Annotated in this window: 22 protein-coding genes; 14 read left to right on the forward strand and 8 right to left on the reverse strand. The window is 69.2% G+C overall.

The genetic code is table 11. The features are described from left to right. Positions 1 to 155: 155 nt before the first annotated feature. The 3 genes from TY25_RS29400 to TY25_RS29410 form a co-directional block, all read right to left on the reverse strand. Positions 156 to 2,201 carry an ATP-dependent DNA helicase gene (locus tag TY25_RS29400; protein ID WP_042261431.1) on the reverse strand — a complete coding sequence of 682 codons (2,046 nt, stop codon included), beginning with the start codon at positions 2,199 to 2,201 and terminating at the stop codon, positions 156 to 158. Between the two features lie 56 nt (positions 2,202 to 2,257). Next, positions 2,258 to 2,824 (reverse strand): pyrazinamidase PncA, encoded by a 567-nt coding sequence (pncA, locus tag TY25_RS29405; RefSeq protein ID WP_042261574.1) that lies wholly within the window; start codon positions 2,822 to 2,824, stop codon positions 2,258 to 2,260. A gap of 159 nt (positions 2,825 to 2,983) precedes the next feature. Continuing rightward, complete coding sequence (locus tag TY25_RS29410) at positions 2,984 to 4,336, reverse strand: nicotinate phosphoribosyltransferase (protein WP_042261575.1); 1,353 nt, start codon at positions 4,334 to 4,336, stop codon at positions 2,984 to 2,986. A 94-nt stretch (positions 4,337 to 4,430) separates the two neighbouring features. On the opposite strand from TY25_RS29410, the gene clpS reads away from it, so the two are divergent. The 10 genes from clpS (at position 4,431) to rdgB (ending at position 11,361) form a co-directional block, all read left to right on the forward strand. Beyond that, positions 4,431 to 4,781 (forward strand): ATP-dependent Clp protease adapter ClpS, encoded by a 351-nt coding sequence (gene clpS, locus TY25_RS29415; RefSeq protein ID WP_014982109.1) that lies wholly within the window; start codon positions 4,431 to 4,433, stop codon positions 4,779 to 4,781. Between the two features lie 22 nt (positions 4,782 to 4,803). Next, positions 4,804 to 5,373 carry an oxidative stress transcriptional regulator AosR gene (aosR, locus tag TY25_RS29420; RefSeq protein WP_014982110.1) on the forward strand — a complete coding sequence of 190 codons (570 nt, stop codon included), beginning with the start codon at positions 4,804 to 4,806 and terminating at the stop codon, positions 5,371 to 5,373. A gap of 31 nt (positions 5,374 to 5,404) precedes the next feature. Next, positions 5,405 to 6,472 (forward strand): P1 family peptidase, encoded by a 1,068-nt coding sequence (locus TY25_RS29425; RefSeq protein WP_042261433.1) that lies wholly within the window; start codon positions 5,405 to 5,407, stop codon positions 6,470 to 6,472. A 127-nt stretch (positions 6,473 to 6,599) separates the two neighbouring features. Beyond that, positions 6,600 to 7,022: a M67 family metallopeptidase gene (locus TY25_RS29430; protein WP_029892194.1), complete on the forward strand. Its 423-nt coding sequence runs from the start codon at positions 6,600 to 6,602 to the stop codon at positions 7,020 to 7,022. Between the two features lie 33 nt (positions 7,023 to 7,055). Further along, the gene (locus TY25_RS29435) at positions 7,056 to 7,328 is read left to right on the forward strand and encodes a MoaD/ThiS family protein (RefSeq protein WP_029892195.1); all 273 of its coding nucleotides are present in this window, start codon (positions 7,056 to 7,058) and stop codon (positions 7,326 to 7,328) included. An 8-nt stretch (positions 7,329 to 7,336) separates the two neighbouring features. Beyond that, on the forward strand, positions 7,337 to 8,299 hold the full coding sequence (locus TY25_RS29440) for a PLP-dependent cysteine synthase family protein (protein WP_042261435.1): 963 nt from the start codon (positions 7,337 to 7,339) through the stop codon (positions 8,297 to 8,299). Positions 8,300 to 8,378: 79 nt separating this feature from the next. After that, positions 8,379 to 9,101: a rhomboid family intramembrane serine protease gene (locus TY25_RS29445; protein WP_172595844.1), complete on the forward strand. Its 723-nt coding sequence runs from the start codon at positions 8,379 to 8,381 to the stop codon at positions 9,099 to 9,101. 69 nt (positions 9,102 to 9,170) lie between these two features. Continuing rightward, complete coding sequence (locus TY25_RS29450; RefSeq protein ID WP_081593905.1) at positions 9,171 to 9,935, forward strand: cyclic nucleotide-degrading phosphodiesterase; 765 nt, start codon at positions 9,171 to 9,173, stop codon at positions 9,933 to 9,935. Between the two features lie 47 nt (positions 9,936 to 9,982). Continuing rightward, complete coding sequence (gene rph / locus TY25_RS29455; protein WP_042261437.1) at positions 9,983 to 10,753, forward strand: ribonuclease PH; 771 nt, start codon at positions 9,983 to 9,985, stop codon at positions 10,751 to 10,753. After that, positions 10,753 to 11,361 (forward strand): RdgB/HAM1 family non-canonical purine NTP pyrophosphatase, encoded by a 609-nt coding sequence (gene rdgB, locus TY25_RS29460; RefSeq protein ID WP_042261438.1) that lies wholly within the window; start codon positions 10,753 to 10,755, stop codon positions 11,359 to 11,361. The genes rph and rdgB overlap by 1 nt, the downstream gene beginning before the upstream one ends. Positions 11,362 to 11,364: 3 nt before the next feature. On the opposite strand, the gene TY25_RS29465 is transcribed toward rdgB, so the two are convergent. From TY25_RS29465 to TY25_RS29480, 4 genes are all read right to left on the reverse strand, one after another. Further along, entirely contained in the window at positions 11,365 to 11,733 is a 369-nt protein-coding gene (locus tag TY25_RS29465; RefSeq protein WP_042261582.1) for a DUF3817 domain-containing protein, read from the reverse strand. Between the two features lie 182 nt (positions 11,734 to 11,915). Further along, the gene (locus tag TY25_RS29470) at positions 11,916 to 12,365 is read right to left on the reverse strand and encodes a glucitol operon activator (protein ID WP_029892202.1); all 450 of its coding nucleotides are present in this window, start codon (positions 12,363 to 12,365) and stop codon (positions 11,916 to 11,918) included. Positions 12,366 to 12,465: 100 nt separating this feature from the next. Beyond that, positions 12,466 to 13,341 carry an oxidoreductase gene (locus TY25_RS29475; protein ID WP_042261441.1) on the reverse strand — a complete coding sequence of 292 codons (876 nt, stop codon included), beginning with the start codon at positions 13,339 to 13,341 and terminating at the stop codon, positions 12,466 to 12,468. 146 nt (positions 13,342 to 13,487) lie between these two features. Continuing rightward, positions 13,488 to 14,870: a lipase family protein gene (locus TY25_RS29480; protein ID WP_042261443.1), complete on the reverse strand. Its 1,383-nt coding sequence runs from the start codon at positions 14,868 to 14,870 to the stop codon at positions 13,488 to 13,490. A gap of 184 nt (positions 14,871 to 15,054) precedes the next feature. Here TY25_RS29480 and TY25_RS29485 point away from each other — a divergent pair, with 184 nt between their 5' ends. Beyond that, positions 15,055 to 15,699, forward strand: coding sequence for a TetR/AcrR family transcriptional regulator (locus TY25_RS29485; protein WP_042261452.1), 645 nt, complete (start codon positions 15,055 to 15,057; stop codon positions 15,697 to 15,699). On the opposite strand, the gene TY25_RS29490 is transcribed toward TY25_RS29485, so the two are convergent. Further along, positions 15,684 to 16,319 carry a TetR/AcrR family transcriptional regulator gene (locus tag TY25_RS29490; RefSeq protein WP_042261454.1) on the reverse strand — a complete coding sequence of 212 codons (636 nt, stop codon included), beginning with the start codon at positions 16,317 to 16,319 and terminating at the stop codon, positions 15,684 to 15,686. The genes TY25_RS29485 and TY25_RS29490 overlap by 16 nt on opposite strands. Positions 16,320 to 16,492: 173 nt before the next feature. Between TY25_RS29490 and TY25_RS29495 the strand changes: the two genes are divergently transcribed. From TY25_RS29495 to TY25_RS29505, 3 genes are all read left to right on the forward strand, one after another. Beyond that, positions 16,493 to 16,705: a hypothetical protein gene (locus TY25_RS29495; RefSeq protein WP_088607015.1), complete on the forward strand. Its 213-nt coding sequence runs from the start codon at positions 16,493 to 16,495 to the stop codon at positions 16,703 to 16,705. A 154-nt stretch (positions 16,706 to 16,859) separates the two neighbouring features. Then, positions 16,860 to 17,804, forward strand: coding sequence for a sigma-70 family RNA polymerase sigma factor (locus TY25_RS29500; protein ID WP_042261458.1), 945 nt, complete (start codon positions 16,860 to 16,862; stop codon positions 17,802 to 17,804). A gap of 90 nt (positions 17,805 to 17,894) precedes the next feature. Continuing rightward, the gene (locus TY25_RS29505; protein WP_042261461.1) at positions 17,895 to 19,925 is read left to right on the forward strand and encodes an MDR family MFS transporter; all 2,031 of its coding nucleotides are present in this window, start codon (positions 17,895 to 17,897) and stop codon (positions 19,923 to 19,925) included. The last annotated feature ends 18 nt before the right edge of the window (positions 19,926 to 19,943 follow it).

A 19,943-nucleotide genomic window follows, 5' to 3' on the forward strand; every position in this document is an offset into this window, starting at 1 on the left:
TCGACCGGACACGACAGGGATTTGTGGTGTCCCCGCGCCGCGTGCAGGGCTTGGCGCGGGGACCGCCGATACATTCGGTGGGAATTGGGGTTCACCGAAGTACCACTGCCAATTTACTTCTGTTCGGAAGTACGTGCGCGGGAATGTGCGCGGTATCACACGGCGTTCGCGGTGAGCCGTTTCAACGCTTTGACTACGACCTCGGGGTCGGCAGTCTCCCAATACGGCGGCAGCGAGGCGCGCAGGTATCCGCCGTAGCGGGCGGTGGCCAGTCGCGAGTCCAGGATCGCGACCACGCCGCGGTCGTCGACACTGCGCAGCAATCGTCCGGTGCCCTGCGCGAGCAGCAGCGCCGCGTGATTGGCCGCGACCGTCATGAAGCCGTTGCCGCCGCGCGATTCCACCGCCCGCTGCCGGGCGGTGAGCAGGGGATCGTCGGGGCGGGGGAAGGGAATCCGGTCCAGGATCACCAGACTCAGCGACGGACCCGGCACATCGACGCCCTGCCACAGCGACAGCGTGCCGAACAGTGACGTCTCCGGATCGTCGGCGAACTTGCGCACCAGCGCGCCGGTCGAATCGTCGCCCTGGCAAAGGACCGGTGTGTCCAGCCGCTCGCGCAACGCCTCGGTGGCCGCCTTGGCCGCGCGCATGGAGGAGAACAGGCCGAGGGTGCGCCCGCCCGCGGCCGTGATGAGCTTCTCGATCTCGTCCAGGTAGGCGGGCGCGAGTCCGTCGCGACCGGGGGCCGGAAGATGTTTGGCGACATACAGAATGCCCGATTTGGCGTGATCGAACGGCGAGCCGACGTCGAGCGAACTCCAGCGCACCTTCTCGGAGTCGGCGGGCGCGACGGCGCCGTTCGCCATGCCGGGATCGGCGCGGCCGGGCGTCTGCGCGGGCAGGCCCCAGGTGCTGGCCAGTCCGTCGAACGAGCCGCCGATCTGCAGCGTCGCCGAGGTCAGCACCACGGTGGCGGTGCCGAACAGCCTGCTGCGCAACAGCCCGCCCACCGAGAGCGGCGCCATCCGCAGCGAGCGCCGGGTGACCCCGCGCATCTCGTCGGCGGACAGCCAGATGACGTCGCGTCGGTTCGCCGGGTCGGGCTCGTCGAACGCGGTGAGTGCGCGCACGGCACTGTCGTGCACCTCGTCGATGGCGGCCAGCGCCTGGGTGCGCGCGGCCGCGGACTCCGGGTCGCCCTGTTGGGTGGTGCCGCCCTGCGGCGCGAGCGCGGTGCGCGCGTTCCAGGCCGCGTCCCGGATGAGCGCGAGCACCGGGGCGACGCCGCTGGGCAGCTGTTCCCAGCGGGCCGCGGGCAGTTCTTCGAGCACCTCGTGCCAGGCTTCGGCGGCGCCTTCGAGGCGGTCGACCTCTTGTTCGTCGATGAGCTTGGCGCAGCGGCGCGCGGCCGCGCTGATCGCGGTGGAGGCCAGCTCCGCGGTGGCCACGCCGGTGACCCGGTCTACCAGCTCGTGCGCCTCGTCGATGACCACGACGTCGTGTTCGGGCAGCACCTGGATGCCGCTGATCGCGTCGATGGCGAGCAGGGCGTGGTTGGTCACCACCACATCGGCCTGCGCCGACTCGGCCCTGGCGCGTTCGGCGAAGCAGTCCTGCCCGAACGGGCAGCGCGATTTGCCGAGGCATTCGCGCGAGGAGACGCTCACCTGCCGCCAGGCGCGGTCGGTGACGCCGGGCACCAGTTCGTCGCGGTCGCCGGTCTCGGTATCGGAGGCCCACTCGTTGAGCCGCTGCACCTCGCGCCCGAGCCGGGAGATCGCGAACGCGTCGAACAGCTCGGCCTCGGCGGGCTCGTCCGGGATCACGCTGTTGATCTTGTTCAAGCACAGATAGTTGTTGCGGCCCTTGAGGATCGCGAACTTCGCCGTGCGCCCGAGCGGCTTGCTCAGCGCCTCGGACAGCCGCGGCAGGTCCCGGTCGACGAGCTGGCGCTGCAGCGCGATCGTCGCGGTCGACACCACCACCGTGCGCCCGGTGCGCACCGCGTGGCGCAGGCTCGGCACCAGATAGGCCAGCGACTTGCCGGTGCCCGTGCCCGCCTGCACCGCGAGGTGCTCCTTGGTGTCGATGGCGTGGTCCACGGCGGTGGCCATGGTCAGCTGTCCGACACGCTCTTTTCCGCCGAGCGCCTGTACAGCGGTGGCCAAAAGTTCGGGTACGGGCGGCAGTTCGGGCACGCGAGCAGCCTACTGCGCGCCACCGACAGGGGGGTGCGGGCCTTACGCTGATCGCGTTACCCGCAGACGCTTCCTTCGAGGTCGACGCCCGCGGTGCGCATCCGATCCAGTGCGACGTCGGTTGTGTCGCGCGCGACGCCCGCGGTCAGATCGAGCAGGACGCGGGTGTCGAAGCCCTCGATCCGGGCGTCCAGCGCGGTCGCACGCACGCAGTGGTCGGTGGCGATGCCGACCACGTCGACCGCCTCGATGCCGCGCCCGCGCAACCAGTCGGCCAGGCCGGTGCCGTCTTCGGCCGTGCCTTCGAAACCGGAGTAGGCGGCCGAATACGCGCCCTTGGAGAAGACCTCCTCGACCGATTTCGTGTCCAGGTTCGGATGGAAGTCGGCGCCGGGCGTTCCCGCGCGGCAGTGCGGCGGCCAGGAGTCGACGTAGTCGGGGTGCGCGGAGAAATGGTCACCGGGATCGATGTGGAAGTCGCGGGTGGCCACGACGGCGGCGTAGTCCGCGGACGTGAGGTGCTCGCTGATCCGGGACGCGATCGCCGCACCGCCGGTGACGGCGAGCGATCCGCCCTCGCAGAAATCGTTCTGCACATCGACGATGATCAAGGCTCGGGTCACGGTGACCTCCCGCGGTGTGAACAGTGTCCCTGTACTGCATTCTGCCGCTCGGTACGCCTCGGCGCTCTGCACGACGGGGATGATGCTGTTCCGCCGGTTCGCCAGAACACCCGTTCGGGTGCGATCGCTACGCGCACACCGAATCGAACGGTAGCCGGGTCAGCTCGGGAAGCTGGTCGGGATCGCGGGTTCGCCGGCGGAGAGCTTCAATCCCTCCCACGGCAGGCTGATCAGGCCGCGGGCCACCTGGTCCCGGCTGTCGGAGAGGGTCGGCAGGTCCGGCACCGGCTTGCCGTCGCGCACCAGCGGGACGAGCAACTCCCTGGCCTCGAAGCCGTTCGCCGACGGCGCCGGCCCGGCGGCCGGATAGACGATCTCCTCGACGATCGTCCCGGTCGGCCGGGACAGCCGGATCGCCCGCTTGGTGCCGCCGCGCGACTCCTTGTGGCTGCTGCGCTTGGCGACCGGCACGCCCTCCACCTCGACCAGCTTGTAGACCATGCCCGCGGTCGGCGCACCCGAGCCGGTGACCAGCGAGGTGCCGACACCGTAGACGTCGACCGGCTCGGCCCGCAGCGCGGCGATCGCGTACTCGTCCAGGTCCCCGGACACCACGATCCGGGTCTTGGTCGCGCCGAGACCGTCGAGCTGATCGCGCACCTGCCTGGCCAGCACGCCGAGATCGCCGGAATCGATCCGGACACCACCGAGTTCGGGCCCCGCCACCTCGATGGCGGTGGCCACGCCGCGGGTGATGTCGTAGGTGTCGACCAGCAGCGTGGTGCCGATGCCGAGGGCGGCGACCTGACTGCGGAACGCCGCCGCCTCGTGTTCGCCGCTGCCGCCGGCCAGGCCGGTGTGCAGCAGCGTGAACGCGTGCGCGCTGGTGCCCGCGCCGGGCACGCCGTAGCGCCGCACCGCCTCCAGATTGGAGGTGGCGTCGAAGCCTGCCAGATACGCGGCCCGGGAGCTGTCCGGCGCGGCGAGTTCGTGCGTGCGGCGCGAGCCCATTTCGATCATCCGCCGCCCGCCCGCCGCGCTGACCATCCGCGCGGCCGCGGCCGCGATCGCGCTGTCGTGGTTGAGGATCGACAGGATCAGCGTTTCCAGCACGACGCATTCGGCAAAGGTGCCGCGCACCGAGAGGATGGGGGAGCCGGGGAAATACAGCTCACCTTCGGCGTAACCGTCGATCTCGCCGGTGAAGCGGTACGCGCGCAGCCAGTCCACGGTTTCGGTGGGCAGGAACCGTGCGATGACGGACAGTTCGGCCTCGCCGAAACGGAAGTGCTCCAGCGCGTCGAGCACCCGCGCGGTGCCCGCGACCACGCCGTAGCGGCGACCGTGCGGGAGCCGGCGCGCGAACACCTCGAAGGTGCAGCGGCGATGCGCCGACCCGTCGGCCAGCGCGGCCGCGAGCATGGTCAGTTCGTACTGGTCGGTCAGCAGCGCGGTGCTGGTGCCGCCATCGCGGATGTCCACGCAGCCACTGTAGACAGCCCGGCCGCGCATCATAGGTCGGTGCCCGGCCGCTGACCTGGAAAATGCGCGAATCCGGGCAGATCGGGGTGTTGCTCATTCGGAGTCGAGTCGTACCCTTGACGTTATGGCCTTGTGCAACATAGTCCGAGGCGGCGTCGTGGTGGACGCCGTGGACGCGACACTGTCGGCGGCACAGGCGACCCCGGAGGCGGTCGAATACACCGAGATCTTGGAGGCGGAAGATCGCCCGTGGGTCACTGTGGTCTGGGACGACCCGGTCAACCTCATGCACTATGTCGCCTACATCTTTCAAAAGCTTTTCGGCTACAGCAAAGCGAAGGCGACCGAGCTGATGCTCCTGGTGCACAACGAGGGCAAAGCGGTGGTTTCCTCCGGTTCCCGGGACAAGATGGAACACGATGTCCAACGGCTGCACGCCGCCGGTCTCTGGGCGACCATGCAGCGGGACGACTGACCAGGACGACTACCCTGACGCCGTGCGGAAGTGGAGCAGGAAGAACTCGCTGAGCGGTCTCAAACTGCGATCCGAGATGGACGCACGCGAGGCCAACGTGCTGCGGTCGCTGGTCGGTGCGGTGTCCGGATTGCTGACCGAACGAGCCGATGCCGCGCCGGAGGACGACCTCGCCGCGTTGACCGGCCTGCGCACGGGTAACACCGTCGCACCGGAGGATCCCCGGTTGCGCCGGCTGCTGCCGGATTTCCATCGGCCCGAGCCTGGTTCGCCCGACGCCGACCGCGCCGACCTGAACAGCGCCCTGCGCGGCCTGCACGAGCCGGAGATCATCGACGCCAAGCTGGCCGCGGGTTCGGTGATCCTGGAAACGCTGCCCAGCGCGGGCGGCAAGATCGTGCTGACCCCCGAGCAGGCCGACGCGTGGCTGACCGCGCTGACCGATGTCCGGCTGGCCCTGGGCACGGTGCTCGGCATCGACGCGGACACCCCCGATCACCTGAGCCCCGACGATCCGCGCGCGCCGCACCTGGACGTCTACCACTGGCTCACCTGGATGCAGGACTCGTTGCTGCAGGCGCTCGCGCCCTGAGTCCGCCCCACCCCCGAGCAGGAGCCGACGTATGAATGCGCAAGCGGGCAAACGGAATTCGCTGACCGACGTGGCGGGCCTGCTCGTCGGGCAGCAGCACGTCATCGACGCGGACGCCACCCTCGGCACGGGCGCCGCGACCGGCACCACCGTCGTCTACGCGCCGAACGGCGCGGTCGCCGCCGTCGATGTGCGCGGTGCCGGGCCGGGTACCCGCGAGACCGATCTGCTCGATCCGGCCAACACGGTCCGCCAGGCCAATGCGATCCTGCTCAGCGGCGGCAGCGCCTACGGGCTCGCCGCCGCCGACGGTGTGATGCGCTGGCTGGAGGAGCAGGGCCAGGGCATTCCGATGGATCCGACCGACGCGAGCCGGGTGGTCCCGATCGTGCCGGGTGCGGTGATCTTCGATCTTCCGGTGGGCGCGTGGGGCATTCGGCCCACCGCCGACTTCGGCTACCGGGCCGCGGCGGCCGCGGCGCTCGAATTCGAGCGGGGCACGGTGGGCGCGGGCGTCGGTGCGCGGGCCGGTTCGATCAAGGGCGGCATCGGCACCGCGAGTGTGGTGATCGGCGGTGGCGCCGCGGCGGGGGCGACGGTGTCGGCGCTCGTCGTCGCCAATTGCGCGGGCTCGGTGATCGATCCGCGCACCGGGCTGCCGTGGGGCGTGGGTACCGACGGCCCGGAGTTCTTCGGCCTGCGGCCCGGCACGGCCGAGGAGGTCGCGCGGGCGAACGCACTGCCGGGCAAGCGGATGGCGCTCAACACGACCATCGGCGTGGTGGCCACCGACGCACCCCTGGGTCCCACCGCCTGCAAGCGCCTGGCCGTGGTCGCGCACGACGGACTGGCCCGTGCGGTCCGGCCCGCGCACTCGCCGTTCGACGGCGACACGCTCTTCGCGCTGGCCACCGGTACCTGGGTGCCGCCGGAGGGCATCGCGCTGCCGCCCGCGTTCCCGCCGGACGTACAGCTCATCGACCAGCTCGGCACCGCCGCCGCGCTGTGCGTGGAGCGGGCCATCGTCGACGCCATTCTGTGTGCGACCTCGGTCGCGGGCGTGCCCGCGTATCGCGATCTCTTCCCGCCCGCGCGCTGATTCCGCGCACCCCGGACACGCCGGGCCCGAGCGGGCGAACCGACCGGCCGACCGGTCGCGGGGAATAGCCGAATATTGTGACTGGTTGTCGACTGCGATGGGTCGGCACAGCGGAAAGGTTTGACTCGTGCTGGTGATCAGGGCCGACCTCGTAGCGGCGATGGTGGCGCACGCGCGCGCCGACCACCCCGACGAGGCCTGCGGCGTCATCGCCGGACCGGAGGGCTCGGACCGGCCGGAGCGGTTCGTCGCCATGATCAACGCCGAGCGTTCGCCGACCTTCTACCGTTTCGATTCCGGCGAGCAGCTGCGCGTCTGGCGCGCCATGGACGACGCCGACGAGACGCCGGTGGTGATCTACCACTCGCACACCGCCACCGAGGCCTATCCGAGCCGCACCGACGTGTCCTACGCGTCCGAGCCCTACGCCCACTATGTGCTGATCTCCACCCGTGATCCGGAACAGCACGAGCTGCGCAGCTACCGCATCGTCGACGGCGAGGTCACCGAGGAACCGGTGCGCATCGTCGACGCCTACGAATCCGTCTGAACCGATGCCTGTTCGTGAAACCGAGGAGTTCTCATGCCGGTAACCGTGTCCATCCCGACCATCATGCGTGGCCTCACCGGAGGCGAGAAGCGCGTGCAGGCGCAGGGCGCGACTCTGTCCGCGCTGATCGATGACCTCGAGGCGAACCATCCCGGGCTCGCCGAGCGGCTGCTCAAGGACGGCAAGCTGAACCGCTACGTCAACATCTACGTCGACGACGAGGACGTGCGTTTCGCGGGCGGCCTCGCGGCCGAGGTGCCCGCCGACGCGAGCGTGACGATCCTGCCTGCCGTCGCCGGAGGCTGACCGACACCGTGGCGCGCTACGAATCGCTGATCGCGACGCTCGGCAACACCCCGCTGGTCGGGCTGCGCACCCTGTCCCCGCAGTGGGACGGGGAGCACCACGTGCGGCTGTGGGCCAAGCTGGAAGACCGCAATCCCACCGGTTCCATCAAGGACCGGCCCGCCCTGCGGATGATCGAACAGGCCGAACGGGACGGACTGTTGCGGCCCGGCTGCACCATCCTGGAACCCACCAGCGGCAACACCGGCATCTCCCTGGCTATGGCCGCCAAGCTCAAGGGCTATCAGCTGGTCTGTGTGCTGCCGGAGAACACCTCGGTGGAGCGGCGGCAGCTGCTCACCATGTTCGGCGCGCAGATCATCGACTCCCCGGCCGCCGGCGGTTCGAATCAGGCGGTGGCGCGGGCCAAGCAGATCGCGGCCGAGCACCCCGACTGGGTGATGCTCTACCAGTACGGCAACCCGGCCAACGCGCTGGCGCACTACGAGACCACCGGTCCGGAGATCCTGGCCGACCTGCCCGAGATCACCCACTTCGTCGCGGGCCTCGGCACCACGGGCACGCTCATGGGCACCGGCCGATTCCTGCGCGAGAAGGTGCCGGGCATCGAGATCGTCGCCGCCGAGCCGCGCTACGGCGAACTGGTCTACGGGTTGCGCAACATCGATGAGGGCTTCATCCCCGAGCTGTACGACGAATCGGTGCTGACCACCCGCTTCTCGGTGGGGCCGTTCGACGCGGTGAAACGCACCCGCGAACTGGTCTCGGAGGAAGGCATTTTCGCGGGCATCTCGACCGGTGCGATCCTGCACGCCGCGCTCGGGGTCGCCCGGAAGGCGGCGAAGGCGGGCGCCCGCGCCGATATCGCGTTCGTGGTGGCCGACGGCGGCTGGAAGTACCTGTCGACCGGCGCGTACGACGGCACGCTGGAAGAGGCCGAGGAACGCCTCGACGGACAGCTCTGGGCCTGAGCCTTTCCCACGGTAGCGCGCGGCGCCGGTCGGTACCCTCGAAGGGGCGGGCCGTCGCCCGCGTCCCGAGGAGGTGCCGATGACCGGCGTCGGTTCGTCGTTCGATCCGGATCGGATAGCGCGGATCCGCGCGCAACCGGCCAAGCCGGGTGCCGCGGCTGGGGCGCCGGGCGCGCCTGCGAAATCCACCGATTTCGCGGTGCTGCGGCAGCTGTGGTTGCGCGCCGGGGTGCTGATCGCCGGATTCGTCGCGCTGCTGTACGGCATCGAGGGCGTCGACACCCTCGACAACAACCAGCTCGACAATGCCGGAATCCATCCTCGCGACGCCGACGGGCTGTGGGGGATCGTGTTCGCGCCGCTGCTGCACAATGGCTGGCCGCATCTGGTCGGCAACACCCTGCCGGTGCTCCTGCTCGGATTCCTGGCGTTGTGCGCGGGCATCGGGCGCGGCCTGGTCGCCACCGCGATCATCTGGATCGTGGCCGGCCTCGGCACCTGGCTGACCGGCGCCACCGGCTCCGTGCACCTGGGCGCGTCGGTTCTGGTGTTCGGCTGGTTGACATTCTTGATCTCGCGCGGCTGGTTCGCCCGCAACGTCGGGCAAATCGTGCTCGGGCTGGTCGTGCTGGCGTTCTACGGGTCGCTGCTGTGGGGGGTATTGCCCGGTCAGCCCGGAATCTCTTGGCAGGGCCATCTTTTCGGGGCGGTGGGTGGATTGCTCGCCGGCTGGGTACTCTCTGGTGATGCACGTCGAAGTCGTCGCGGGGATCAGCAGGGAATCATTGCGTCGCCACGGTGAGCGTGCGGCCCTTCGAGAAATGTGGGGGATAGTTTCTTGAGCGCAGAATCGTCGTGGCAGCATGGGGGAATGCGCCTAACCGTCCTCGGGTGCTCGGGCAGTGTGTCCGGCCCGGACTCCCCAGCGTCGGGGTATTTGCTGACCGGCCCGGATATGCGGCCGGTGGTGATCGATTTCGGACCCGGCGTGCTCGGCGCGTTGCAGCGCTACGCCGACCCCGGTGAGGTCGACATCTTTCTCACCCATCTGCATGCCGATCACTGCCTGGATCTGCCCGGGCTGCTGGTCTGGCGGCGCTACCACCCCACACCCCCGGTCGGCCGGGCCATCGTGCGCGGACCGTCGGACAGCGCGCTGCGGATCGGCAACGCCTCGGCCGAGGTCGGCGGCGAATGCGACGACTGGTCCGACGTGATCGACCACCGCCCGTGGAACGTCGAGGAGACAGTGGAATTCGGGCCGGGCCACACGGTGTCGGCGTTCCGGATGTTCCATCCGCCGGAGTCCTACGGTCTGCGGATCGTCACCGCCGCCGGGCGCACGTTCGTCTACACCGGCGACACCGCGATGTGCGAGTCGGTGCGTGAACTCGCACGCGGCGCCGACATCCTGATGGCCGAGGCGTCCTGGACCCACGATCCCGCGAATCGGCCACCCGGCATTCATCTTTCGGGCACCGAGGCCGGACAGATCGCGGCCGAGGCCGGCGTGAAAGAGTTGCTGCTCACCCATATCCCGCCGTGGACCTCGCGGGAAGACGTGATCGCGGAAGCCAAGGCGCAGTTCACCGGACCGGTGCACGCGGTCGCGCCGGGCGAGACCTTCGATATCTGAGCTCACCCGCCCCGCCGGCTCCACCCCCCACCCTTTAGGCTGTCCGCGTGTCTAGACGAGCCGATGGCAGGGCGGACGACGAACTCCGCGAGGTACGGATCACCCGGGGGTTCACCACCCATCCGGCGGGCTCGGTGCTGGTGGAGTTCGGGCAGACGCGGGTGATGTGCACGGCCAGCGTCACCGAGGGGGTGCCGCCGTGGCGGCGGGACTCCGGACTCGGTTGGCTCACCGCCGAATACGCGATGCTGCCCGCGGCGACGCACACCCGCAGCGGCCGTGAATCGGTGAAGGGCCGCGTCGGTGGCCGCACCCAGGAGATCAGCCGGTTGGTCGGCCGTTCGCTGCGGGCGTGCATCGACCTGGCCGCGATCGGCGAGAACACCATCGCGATCGACTGCGACGTGCTCCAAGCCGACGGCGGCACCAGGACCGCCGCGATCACCGGCGCGTACGTCGCGCTGTCCGACGCGGTCACCTACCTGGGGGCCGCGGGCGGTCTGGCCGACCCGCAGCCGATCTCCTGCGCGATCGCCGCCGTGAGCGTCGGCGTGGTGGACGGCCGGGTGCGACTCGACCTGCCCTACGAAGAGGATTCGCGCGCCGAGGTCGACATGAACGTGGTCGCCACCGACACCGGGACCCTGGTCGAGATCCAGGGCACCGGCGAGGGCGCCACCTTCCCGCGGTCCACCCTGGACAAGCTGCTCGACTCCGCGCTCGCCGGTTGCGAGCAACTGTTCGCCATTCAGAAAGAGGCGCTGGCCCTGCCGTATCCCGGTGTGCTGCCGGAGCCGTCCGAGTCGAAGAAGAAGTAATGACGCGTCGCGTGCTGGTCGCAAGCCGTAATGCCAAGAAGCTGAACGAACTGCGCCGCATCCTCGCCGAGGCGGGGATCGCGGGCATCGAGATCGTCGGGCTCGACGACGTCCCCGCCTACGACGAGGCGCCCGAGACCGGCGCGACGTTCGAGGAGAACGCGCTTGCCAAGGCGCGCGACGGGGCCGCGGCCACCGGATTGGCTTGTGTCGCAGACGATTCCGGGATCGAGGTGGACGCGCTCAACGGCATGCCCGGCGTGCTCTCGGCGCGCTGGGCGGGCAAGCACGGCGACGACGCGGCCAACAACGCGCTGCTGCTGGCGCAGCTCGGTGATGTGCCGGACGAGCGTCGCGGCGCCCGGTTCGTCTCCACCTGTGCGCTGGTCGTGCCGGACGGCGCGGAACTCGTGGTGCGTGGCGAATGGCCGGGCACGGTCGGCCGGAAACCGCTGGGCGAGGGCGGTTTCGGCTACGACCCGCTGTTCTTCCCGGACGGTGGCGACCTCTCCGCGGCGCAGTTGACGCCCGCGCAGAAGGACGCGGTGTCGCACCGCGGCCGCGCGCTGACCCAGTTGCTGCCCGCGCTCACCGAGCTCGCCGACTGAGCGTCAGACGCCGAAGTCCTGCTTGACCTTCTTCGCGTTGACGTGCTCGACGAAGAAGGACAGCAGCGGGATGGTGCCGGCGAGCAGGGTGCCGACGGTGCGCAGCACCGGCCAGCGCACCTTGACCGCGAGGTCGGCGGTGACCAGCAGGTAGACGAAGTACACCCAGCCGTGCACCACGGCGATCCAGCTCGGGGTGTGCACGTCGAAGCCGTACTTGGCGATCATCTCGCCGGTGAGCAGCAGCAGCCAGAGACCGGTGACCCAGGCCAGGGTGCGGTAGCGCAGCAGTGCGGCCCTGATCTTCTCGGTTTTGTCCGAGCCGGTGGCGGGCGCGGCTTCCTGCTCCTGCGGCGCTTTGCCGCCGCGCAGTGCGGTGGCCAGCGTGCCATCGGTCGTCGAGGCCACCGCGCGGTCGGCCGAGGCGGCGGTGCGGTCTGCGGCCGCGTTCGCGGTCGAGTCGCCGGCGGTCGCCTCGACGCTGTCCGGTGTCTGCGACAGGTGGGTCTCCTCAGCCGAGCCCGAACCGCCCTCGGTGAAATTCTCGCTGGTGGTCAACCGGCTTTCCTTTCGGTATCGCGGGCGCCCAGGCCCGCCTCGCGGACCTGATCATCGATGTCTCGAGCGTGCAATTCGGCCAGGTACCGGTTGTATTCGGCGAGCACCGGGTCCTCGTCGCGCACCGCCTGCGGCCGCTCCGGCAGGATGCCAGCCGGAATCTCGCGCGGCGCAACGGGTTTCGGGGTGGTCCTGGGGGCGTCGCCGGATTCGCCGTGTTCCTCGGCCTCCTGTTCCAGCCGGACGAACCGGAAGTAGGCGAACACCGCGAACGCCGCGAACAGCGGCCACTGCAACGCGTAGCCGAGATTCTGGCCGGTACCGCTGCTCGATTCGAACCGCTGCCACTGCCACCAGGCCAGCGCGAGGCAGCCCAGTGCGGCGACGATCACCAGCACGATGAGGGCCGGGCGATTGTGTGCCGAGCGGCGGGGTGAAGCGGACACGGCTACTACGGTACCCCGTCTACTACACGGTACGTAGGACAGGTTCGGCCAGGTGCCGTGCGCGGACTCGCCCACCGGCCGGTGGGCGAGCCGGTCGAGCTCAGAACTTGTAGGTGACGCCGGTCAGTCGCTCGGATTCGGTCCAGAGTTTCTGCCAGAGTTCCTTGTTCTTGGACAGCCGGGTGGACGGCGAGGATTCCACCGGGCCCTGCGTCTGGAAGAACCGGCGCGGGCCCCAGTAGACCTCGGGGTCGGCGTCGGGCATGGTGGCCGCGAACAGCGTCGAGTGCGCGGCCTTCTTCGGCGGGTGACCGATCAGCGCGACGAACGGTTTGATGATCCGGTCGATCGGCGTTTCGGTCCTGGCGAACAGCTCGGTGGCGGAAACCCCGGGATGCACCCCGTAGGAGCGTTTGCTCGAGCCGGATTCGGCGAGGCGGCGTTGCAGTTCCCGTGCGAACATCAGGTTCGACAGCTTGGCCTGCGCGTAGGCGAGGTTGCGCTGGTAGCGACGGTGCTCGTAGTTGAGGTCGTCGACCCACAGCTTCGGCGTCTGCTTGTGCGCGATGCTGGCCAGCGTGACGACCCGGTCGCCGATCCGGTCCAGCAGCAGGCCGGTCAGTGCGAAATGCCCGAGATGGTTGACGCCCCACTGGGTTTCGAAGCCGTCCTTGGTGCGCGAGAACGGCACGTTCATCAGTCCGGCGTTGTTGATCAGCACGTCGAACTCGCCCTGCTGCTCGGCGAACGCGCGCACCGAGGACAGGTCGGACAGGTCGAGTTCGGCGACGCGCACGTCGCCGGCGATGCCGTCGGCGACCTCCTTGGCCTTGGCCGCGTTGCGGCAGGCCATGACGACGGTCGCGCCTTTGCTCGCGAGGACTGCGGTGGTCACGGCGCCCAACCCGCCGTTCGCCCCGGTGATCACGAAGGTGCGCCCGGTCTGATCCGGGATTTCAGTAGGTTTCCACGCCATGAGCCAACCTTACTCTCGAGTAAGTTCCGAGGGAAGTGAATCGCCCGGATCGTACATCGAGTGTCTCAGACAGGAAGTGATCCCGGTCACTTTCCGGTCCAGGTTCAGTGTCCGCTAACAGGCATTGCAGTGGCAGCTAACGGGATTCAGCGACCGCTGCCGATCGGTTGCTGGAACGCGGCCGCCAGTACGGTACCGACCGTGTCGCCCCACACCTGCCAGGTGGCTTGGTCGAGCATCATCGAGCCGACGTCCGTGGTGTGCACGCCGGTAGGCACCGGCTTGCCCGCGAATCGGTCGGCCAGCCACAGCAGGGCGCGGGGCGCGGCGATCGGGTCGAGCGTCAGGTGCTCGCTGAAGTGGTCGCGGACGTATTCGACGCGCGCGTTCGGGTCCGCGGCGTAGTAGCCGACGAGTTCGTTGACCGGTCCCACCGGGATCAACCAGTCCGGGTTCGCCTGGTACATGAACATCGGCATGTCCGGGACGGCCTTGCCCATCTTGGTCTTGTCCAGCACCGCGGTCACCTTCGGATCGGTGAACGGATTCTTGGCGAGCATGCCGATGTTGTTCGCGAACGGGAAGAAGATCGACTGGTAGCTCGCGCAGAGCTGTTCCTTGGCGGCCATCGTCAGCTTGCCGAGGCCGTTCATGTTCTCGTCCAGGAAATCGCGCAGTTCCGGGTATTCGCGGGAGACACCGAGCGCGCCCGCGAAGATCAGTCCGGCCGACAGGTTGCCGTTGGCCATCTGCAATGCGGCCGACAGGTCGGCGGGAATGCCGCCTTCGGCCACGCCGACGACGTTGAGTTCGGGTGCGTAGCTCTGCTTCAGTTCGGCGGCGTGACCGGTGGCGATGGCGCCGCCGGAGTAGCCCATCAAGCCGACCCGGGTCGCGGTACCGGACAACTGCATCGGGTCGAAGTTCTCCGCCGCGCGGATGCCGTCGAGGGTGATGCGACCCGCCAAAGGTCCTGCGGCATAGGCGGAATCGGGCCCCTGATGGTCCGGCACGATCACGGCCCAGCCCTGCGCCAGGGCCGCCTGCACCTCCAGGAACTGGGCGGCGACCAGGACCGATCCGGTGATCGTGGCCGGGATGGAACCCATCTGCAACTGGTAGGACGGCATGCAGTAGTTGCCGGTGGAGTCCTCCGCGATCTGGTACGAGAACAGCGGCCGATCGGCCACGTAGCCGCGCGGCTTCAGCACGGTGGCCACCGCGGCGATGGGTTCGCCGCGGGTGTTGGTCGAGCGGTACGACAGCTGCCAGGCGTCCACGTTGACCGGGATCAGCGACAGATTCGCCACATGCACCTGCCGGGCTGCGATGAGCTGACCGGGCGCGAGATCGGCGAACCTGTCCGGGGCCGGGCGATAGAACGCGGGATCGAAGCCGGGCGGCATCGGCGGGATCGGGAACGGCAGGGCGGGCGCGACCGGGGGAGTGCCCGGTTCGGCGGCGACCTGCCCGGCAAGGGCGATCGGCAGCCCGGCCGCCAGCACGGCGAGGGCCGCGACCACCTTCATCGTGCGCGTGCGCGGAGTAACCACAGACCAACCTCTTTGTTGCTCGGAGCCATATGTGATCCCGATTGGTTTCAGAATGATGTCGAGTATGCACAGTCATGACCCGGATCACAACCACCGCGCGATGAGACCTTCCCCGCGCTGGTCACCGCTGGTCCGGTGCGGGCTCGGATACGGTGGCAGGGTGACCATCGTGGGTAGGCAGTACGGCGGACGCGCCGTCACGGAGCGCAAGGCGGAACGGCGTCAGCGCTTCCTCGACGCGGCGACGCGGATCTTCGCCGAACGCGGCTATGCGAACTGCTCGCTGGCCGACGTCTGCACCGCGGCGGCACTGTCCAAGCGGCAGTTCTACGAGGAGTTCCAGACCCGGGAAGACGTGCTGGTCGCCGCCTACGACCGGATTCAGGACGAGGCCGCCGTGGCGTTGCTCCCGGCGCTGGCCGAACTCGATCCGGGCGCCGATATGGCCGCCGCGATGAACGCGGTGGTCTCGGCCTACCTGGGTTCGATCGGTTCCGACCCGTACCGCGCCAAGGTCGCCTTCATCGAGGTGGTCGGCGTCAGCGACCGGATGGAGCGGCACCGCCGGGAGCGGCGGCACGCGTGGGCCGAGTTGCTCGCGGCCGCTGTCGTGCCGCGGGTGGCCCCCGGTGCCCGCATTCGCGGCGGGACCGCTTGGGGCGCAAGCGCGCTCATCGGCGCGATCAACGGTTTGGCGCACGAGTGGGTGCTCGCCGACCCGCGCCCCCCGGTGGGCGAACTGGTGGACGTGCTGGTGCCGATGGCGCTGGCCATGCTGGAAGCGCCGGATCAGCGCACCGCGTAGTCCGCGAGTGACGGCGTGAGCGTGTCGAACGCGATGCCGATGTATTCGATGAGTGCCGCGGCGATGTCGTCGTTGGACTCCCCGGCGAGGGTGCGCCGCATGGTCTCGTCGAACAGCACCCGGTGCACCCCGCCCAGCTGGGCCGCCGCCACCCGGGGCGTGATATCCGTTGCGGCCGCACCGGTTTCGGCCGCCAGGGTGTCGGCGAGCGCCTGCTGTCGGTCGTCGTGGAATTCGCGGAGCCGGGCGAGCAGCGCCGGGCTGTCGGCGATCATGCCGGCGAACTCGGGGCCGGAGAAGCCTGCCACCGGGTCCTGTTCGATCGCCGCCGTCAGATAGGCGGCGCGCAAGGCCGCCAGTGCGGATTGGCCCGGCTCGCGCTCGCGGACGACGCGGGCGAGTTGGTCGACGAACACGTCGCGCAGATCGAGGGCGAGGTCCTCCTTGCGCGGGAAGTAGTTGGTGACCGTCATCTTGGCGACCTGTGCGGCGGCCGCGACGTCGGCGATCGTGACCTTGTCGAAGCCGTGCTCGAGGAACAGCCTGGTCGCCTGATCGGAGATGTTCTCCCTGGTCTGCAGCTTTTTCCGGTCTCGGAGGCCCATCTGCTCTGTGGTCATGCAGACACCATAACTGATATCGACCAAAATTTATGCTTGACATATTTTTAGGTCTATTCTAAGTTTGTCCTCGTCAACGAGAACGAAGGAGCACCACCGCTTTGAACCACGGACTTGTCGTAGTGACCCCGGCCCGTACCAGCACCACCATCGACCGAAAGGGAACAGCCACCATGGCCGACAAGACCACCGCGCAGACCACCATCGACGCCGTCCTCCGTCGCTTCGCGCCGACCGAAGCGGTTCCGGCCAAGGCGCGAAAGAGGAAGCACGCCAACGGGTTCCCCGGCGCGGCGCGCCTCGACCGCACGGGCGGACAGCCACGGCACCAGAGCGCCTTCCGGGCGGCCCCGCAGCGTCCGCAGCGTATTCCCGGTCGCGGCTGAGCGTCCGCAGCACCGCCGGCCAGACCCGTCCGGCCGGGTGAACGCCGGGATCGAGTCCTCCTCCCGGGAAGTCTCGACTCGATCCCGGCGTTCGCATTGAGGCGGAACGCTCCGCCGACCAGGCACCGCTCCCTCGGAAGGACCCACCGTGACCATGTACTGCACCGCTCGCCCCGCTCCGTTCGGCGGCACCGTCTCCGAGGATCCGATCAAGGACTACCTGCGGCTCATCGGCCGCACCCCGCTGCTCACCGCGACGCAGGAGGTCGAGCTGGCCACCCGTATCGAGGCGGGCGTGCAGGCCGCGCAGCGCCTGGCCGAGCAGGGCGAACTCGACGTCGCGGAACGCCGCATGTTGCAGCGCCGGGTGGCCGAGGGGCAGCGGGCCAAAGACCACATGGTCGAGGCGAATCTGCGCCTGGTTGTGTCCATCGCCAAGCGCTACCCGCTGCCCACCGGGATGTCCCTGCTCGATCTGGTGCAGGAGGGCACCCTCGGCATGATGCGCGCGGTGGAGAAGTTCGATCACCATCGCGGGCTCAAGTTCTCCACCTACGCGACCTGGTGGATCAAGCAGGGCATCGGCCGGGCGCTGGCCGACCAGGGCCGCACGATCCGGATTCCGGTGCACGTCGTCGAGGTGCTCAACCGGGTGACGCGGGCCCAGCGCGCGCTGACCCAGCAGCTCGGGCGCGCCGCCACCGCAGCCGAAATCGCGGCCGAGCTGGACCTGACCGAGGACAAGGTGCGCGAGGTGCTCGACCATGCGCGCGAGCCGATTTCGCTGCACACCCCGCTGGGCGACGACGCGGGCGAGTTCGGCGAGCTCATCGCGGACACCGCGCCGGACCCGGCCGATGTGGCGTTGGCCACGTCGGTCCGCGGACACCTCGACAAAGTGCTCGCCGGGCTGGCCGGGCGTGAAGCCGAGGTGCTCGCCCTGCGTTTCGGCCTGGACGGCGGCGATCCGAAGTCGCTCGACGAGATCGGCAAGGTCTACGGGGTCTCCCGCGAGCGGGCCCGGCAGATCGAGGCGAAGGGCCTGGCCAAGCTGCGGCAGGCGACCCGGGCGCGGGCGCTGGAGGGATTGCTCGGCTGAGCCCCGGCCCGCCCGGCGGCGCGAGTTCGCCGGGCGTCGCTGCCGTGTCGCTGGACGGACAGTGGCGGCGTCTCGCCCCATACTGAGGCAATGACCGGTGCAGTCGCTGTCGCCGAGAAAACCCCCGAGCCGATGAGCCGGGCGAAGATCAACCTCGTGTTCGCCACGATTGTGCTCGGCATGCTGCTGGCGGCACTGGATCAGACGATCGTCTCGACGGCGCTGCCGACGATCGTCGCCGACCTCGGCGAAGCCGGGCACATGGCCTGGGTGGTGACGGCCTATCTGCTCGCCGAGGCGGTGGCGACGGCGCTGGCAGGCAAGCTCGGCGACCTCTTCGGACGCAAGCTGATCTTCCAGCTCAGTGCGCTGATCTTCATCGCAGGCTCGATGATCGCGGGCCTGGCCAACGGGATGACCATGCTGATCGTGGCCCGCGGAATCCAGGGCTTCGGCGGCGGCGGGCTGATGGTCACCGCGATGGCGCTGATCGCCGACACCATCCCGCTGCGCCAGCGCGGCAAATATCAGGGCGCGCTGGGCGCGGTGTTCGGCGTCACCACGGTGATCGGCCCGACCCTCGGCGGGTTGTTCACCGACCACGCGAGCTGGCGCTGGTGCTTCTACGTCAACGTGCCGGTCGCGATCATCATGATCGCGATGTCGGCGCGCACCATTCCGCGGGTGCGCGCCGCCGTCAAGCCGATCATCGACTACGCGGGCATCGGCCTGGTCGCCGTGGCGGTTTCCACGTTGATCCTCGGCTTGGAGTGGGGCGGGCAGGAGTACCCGTGGGGCTCGCCGACCATCCTCGGCCTGTTCGTCGCCTCGGCGGTGCTGTTCGCGGCGTTCGTGGCCGTGGAGCTGCGCGCGAAGGAACCGATGCTGCCCATGGGGTTGTTCCGCAGCCGGGTCTTCACCGTGTGCTCGATCCTGAGTTTCATCTGCGGCTTCGCCATGCTCGGCTCGATCACCTATCTGCCCGCGTATCTGCAATACGTGGACGGGGTTTCGGCCACCATGTCCGGCGTGCGCTCGTTGCCGCTGGTGGCCGGCCTGCTGGTGACCTCGATCCTGTCCGGGCAGGTGGTCGGCAAGACCGGGCACTATCGGTACTTCCCGATCGTCGGCACGCTGGTGATGGCGCTCGGGCTGTATCTGATGTCGACCATGGGCCGCGACACCGGCATCTGGGAAGAGTCGCTGTACATGATGGTGCTGGGCCTGGGCATCGGCCTGACCATGCAGGTGCTCACCATCGTCGTGCAGAACACCGTCCCGTACGCCCAGCTCGGCACCGCCACCTCCGGCGTCACCTTCTTCCGCACCCTCGGAAGTACCTTCGGCACAGCCATTTTCGGCACCCTGTACAGCAACGAGATCGGCCCGAATCTGCGCGCGGCGCTGCTCGAGGCCAAGGTGGTCCCGCCCGAGGTGGCCGCGAATCCGCAGTCGCTGCAAGCGGTTCCGGAAGACGTGGCGGCGCCGATCATCGATGCCTACGCCGACACCATCGATCACGTCTTCGTCTGGGTGGTGCCGGTCGCGCTGGTCGGTTTCGTCGTCGCCTGGTTCCTCAAAGAGGTGCCGCTGCGCGACAGCGCCCGGGTGAGCGCGGGCGATGTGGGCGAAGGTTTTTCGGTGCCGGATTCGGCCGATCGCGTGGTGCAGCTGGAACGCGCGATCGCGGGCACCATGCGCAAGGACGACGACCGGCCGATCGGGCCGCGGATTCTCGCGGACGCGGGCAGCACGCTGAGTCGCGGCGAGGCGTGGGCGCTCGGCCAGGTCTACCTGCGCGATCGTGCCGGGGGCGCGGCCACGCTGGACGCGATCGCGCGGGCGCACAAACTACCCGACGACGTGCTCGAGCCGATCTATCGAAAGGTGGCCGAGCGCGGCTATCTGGTGGACGACGGTCGCGAACTGCGGTTGACCGAGAACGGACAGGCCGAGCTGAACCGCCTCAAAGCGGCTTGGCGTCGCTGGCTCGACACCCGGCTGGTCGACTGGAACAACGACGACCCCGCCGATCGCGCGCTGTTCGACCAGGCGTTGGACAACCTCGCGGGCAAGCTGCTCGAGCAGGAGGCGGCCGAGCACGAGCACACGCGCGCCTGAACACCGTCGAATTCGAGG

The sequence above is a fragment of the Nocardia brasiliensis NBRC 14402 genome (genome assembly GCF_000308475.2).
GTDB lineage: Bacteria > Actinomycetota > Actinomycetes > Mycobacteriales > Mycobacteriaceae > Nocardia > Nocardia brasiliensis.